Origin of the sequence: Micromonospora sp. 15K316 (assembly GCF_004348525.1) — a bacterium.
Taxonomy (GTDB): Bacteria; Actinomycetota; Actinomycetes; order Mycobacteriales; family Micromonosporaceae; genus Micromonospora.
Genome location: NZ_SMKG01000364.1, coordinates 1 through 3324 on the forward strand (window position 1 = coordinate 1; position 3324 = coordinate 3324).

The window sequence follows — 3324 nt, forward strand, 5'->3', positions numbered from 1 at the left end:
CTGCTCAGCCCGCCGGACGGCAACCTCTGCGCGCTCGGCGACCCGGACCACTCCGACCGGGTGCTGACCTACGTGCCGGGGATGACCGCCGGCCTCGACGACGCGCCCGGCGAGCTCGGCCGGGCGGGACGGGTGCTGTCCCGCTGCGCCGAGCTGGCTCCGGGCGAGCGGAGCGCGGCTGTGCTCTGGCTGGACTACGACGCCCCGGACTTCCTGCACGAGGCGGTCACGGCCGGCCAGGCGCGGGACGCGGGCCCGGCGCTGCACCACTTCCAGGAGGGGTTGCGCGCCACCCACGAGGGCCCGCCCGCTCGGCAGACCGTGCTCGGGCACAGCTACGGATCGCTGGTGGTGGGCACGGCCGCCCGGGAGCTCGGTCTGGCCGCCGACGCCCTCGTCTTCGTGGGCTCACCCGGGGTCGGTGTGGGGCACGCCGCCGAGCTGCGCGTACCCGCCGGCGAGGTCTGGGCGAGCAGCGCGCCGGACGACGTGATCCGGCTGGCCCGCTCCCCCGACGACCTGGCCCGGCGGGCCTTGTTCAACGCCTCGCCGTTGGCCGCGGCGCTCGGCTGGCCGGGGCAGAGCGGGCACGAGCTGTGGTTCGGGCGGGATCCGGCCACGGCGGGCTTCGGCGGGCGGGTCTTCGCCAGCGGGACAGGCGGTCACACCGGCTACTGGGACGCGGGCAACCCGGCTCTGGATGGCATGGCCCGCATCGTCCTCGGCCGCTGACCGCCGGCACCCGCCCAGGCCGAGGCACGCACCGACCCGCCAGGCCCCGGCACGCACAGACCCGCCAGGCCCCGGCACGCACAGACCCGCCAGGCCCGGGCACGCACAGACCCGCCAGGCCCGGGCACGCACAGACCGGCCAGGCCGGGGCGACACCGGGCTGGCAGCTCCGGGGGGCGGTTGATCGACTCGGTCTCCTTGATGTCGGGGTGTCCCATCACGGGGACACCCCGACATGCGCAGAACTCGGGTCGATCGTCGGACGGCCAGAGCCCGCCACGACCCTGCCGGAGCGGCCGAGCCGGCCGCCGCGGCTACTCGACGGTGACCGACTTCGCGAGGTTGCGCGGCTGGTCGACGTCGTGCCCGCGAGCGGCGGCGATCTCGGCGGCGAGCACCTGCAACGGCACGGTGGTGACCAGTGGCGAGAGCAGCGTGGGCGTACGCGGCACGTAGATCAGGTGGTCGGCGTAGCGGACGACCGCCTCGTCCCCCTCCTCCGCGATCACGATGGTCCGCGCGCCCCGGGCGCGGACCTCCTGGATGTTGGAGACGACCTTGTCGTGGAGCAGGCCCCGGCCGGCCGGTGAGGGCACCACGCAGACCACCGGGGTGCCCTTGTCGATGAGCGAGATCGGGCCGTGCTTCAGCTCACCGGCGGCGAAGCCCTCGGCGTGCATGTACGCCAGCTCCTTGAGCTTGAGCGCGCCCTCCAGGGCGACCGGGTAGCCGACGTGCCGGCCGATGAAGAGGATGGTCGGCTCGGTCTTCAGCTCGCGCGCCAGCTCGCGCACCGGCTCGATGCGGCTGAGCAGCTCCCGCAGCTTCGCCGGCATCTCCTGGAGCTGGGCGACCACCTCGGCGACCTCGTCGGCGTACTTGATGCCGCGCACCTGAGCCAGGTGCAGGCCGATCAGGTAGCAGGCGACGACCTGCGTGAGGAAGGCCTTGGTGGAGGCGACGGCGATCTCCGGGCCGCCGTGGGTGTAGAGCACCGCGTCGGACTCGCGCGGGATGGTGGAGCCGTTGGTGTTGCAGATGGCGAGCACCCGCGCCTTCTGCTCCTTGGCGTGCCGGAGCGCCATCAGGGTGTCCATCGTCTCGCCGGACTGCGAGATGACCACGATCAGGGTGGACCGGTCGAGCACCGGGTCGCGGTAGCGGAACTCGCTGGCCAGCTCCACCTCGCAGGGGATCCGCGTCCAGTGCTCGATGGCGTACTTGGCGACGAGACCGGCGTGGTAGGAGGTGCCGCAGGCCACGATGAAGATCTTGTCGACGTCCCGCAGGTCCTGGTCGCTGAGGCGGACCTCGTCGAGCGCGATCTCGCCCGACTCGGTGAGCCTGCCGAGCAGGGTGTCGGCGATCGCCTGCGGCTGCTCCTCGATCTCCTTGAGCATGAACCAGTCGTAGCCACCCTTCTCGGCGGCCGACGAGTCCCAGTCGATGTGGAAGTCCTTGCCGTTGGCGGGCCGGCCGTCGAAGTCGGTGATCTCGATGGTGTCGCCGGTGATCAGGACGATCTGGTCCTGCCCCAGCTCCACCGCGTCCCGGGTGTGCTCGATGAACGCGGCGACGTCGGAGGCGAGGTAGTTCTCGCCCTGGCCCCGGCCCACGACGAGCGGGGAGTTGCGGCGCGCGCCGACCACGGCGCCGGGTACGCCGGCGTCGACGGCGAGCAGGGTGAACGCGCCCTCCAGCCGCTGGCAGACGACCCGCATGGCGGCGGCGAGCAGCTGCGGAGCGTCCGGCTGGCCGGCGGCACGCAGCTCGGCGAGCGCGGCGGAGAGCAGGTGGGCCGCGCACTCGGTGTCCGTGTCACTGCTGAACTGGACGCCGTCGGCCTCCAGTTCGGCGCGGAGCTTCGCGAAGTTCTCGATGATGCCGTTGTGGATCACGGCGACCCGGCCGTCCGGGGCGACGTGCGGGTGGGCGTTGCGGTCGGTGGGACCGCCGTGGGTGGCCCAGCGGGTGTGCCCGATGCCGGTGGTGCCGTCGCCGATGCCGATCGGGCTGGCCGCGCAGGACGTGGGATCCTCGGCGGCGCGCTCGGAGAGCACCTTCTCCAGGTTGGCCAGCTTGCCGGCCTTCTTCTCGGTCAGCAGCTCCCCGTCACAGACGACGGCGACGCCCGCCGAGTCGTAGCCGCGGTACTCGAGCCGCCGCAACCCGTCGAGCACGATGCCGAGCGCCGGCCGCGCGCCGGCGTAACCCACGATTCCACACATGGTCCGCAGCCTAACCCAGTTTCGCTCATCGCGCGTGCGCGAAAGACCGGTAAACGATCACTTAACTTGAGCGAACAGCCGAACCGGCGCGACGACCGACCCGAATCCCTGGCCGGACGTGCGACGACGCGGGCGTTCACGGCCCCCGCCTACCCGTACATCGAGGGCCGCAACCGGCGGACGGGCGACCAGCTGACCGGCGACAGCCTCCGCGCGGGGAGTTCACCCCCCGTCCGTACCCGGAGCGCCGGATGTCCGGACGGTCCGGTCCGCCGGCCGCCCGCCGACCCCCGCCGGCCGGTTGATCGACACGACCTCCTTGACGTCGGGGTGTCCGGACCGGCGGATGCCCCGACCTCAAGGA

The 3324-nt window shown here is 72.8% G+C and carries 2 protein-coding genes; one reads left to right on the forward strand and one right to left on the reverse strand.

Annotated features, from left to right (window positions below; translation table 11 throughout):
- On the forward strand, nucleotides 1-732 hold a 732-nt coding region (locus E1211_RS31400), incomplete at its 5' end, for an alpha/beta hydrolase (protein ID WP_243709796.1).
- Between the two features lie 314 nt (nucleotides 733-1046).
- Here E1211_RS31400 and glmS read toward each other — a convergent pair.
- On the reverse strand, nucleotides 1047-2960 hold the full coding sequence (glmS, locus tag E1211_RS31405; RefSeq protein ID WP_132353757.1) for a glutamine--fructose-6-phosphate transaminase (isomerizing): 1914 nt from the start codon (nucleotides 2958-2960) through the stop codon (nucleotides 1047-1049).
- Nucleotides 2961-3324: the final 364 nt, after the last annotated feature.